Annotated in this window: 1 protein-coding gene; it reads left to right on the top strand. The window is 71.6% G+C overall.

Translation table 11 applies throughout. The features are described from left to right. On the top strand, positions 1–313 hold a 313-nt coding region (locus tag DRV85_RS18860; protein WP_199526106.1), incomplete at both ends, for a hypothetical protein.

Genomic DNA, 313 nt, shown 5'->3' on the forward strand with positions numbered 1-313 from the left:
CGCGATGGAGGAACACGCCGACGCAATCGCCGAGGCCGTGCGCTGGTGCATCTGCGAGGGCGAGCTGATCCAGGCGATGGGCCGCGGGCGCGGGGTCAACCGCACCGCCGCCACCCTGCTCGAGATCGACCTGCTCACGGACGTGGTCCTGCCGGTCACCCTCGATGCGCTGGTGCCCTGGTCCGATCTCCGCCCGACCCGGCGCGACCTGATGGCGCTGACCGGCATCGTGCTCGAAAACGCCGCCGACATGGCCGCCTGCTTTCCGGAGCTCTGGCCGACCCGCGAGGCCGCGAAGAAGGACGGCCAGAGG

The organism is Rhodosalinus halophilus, assembly GCF_003298775.1.
GTDB lineage: Bacteria > Pseudomonadota > Alphaproteobacteria > Rhodobacterales > Rhodobacteraceae > Rhodosalinus > Rhodosalinus halophilus.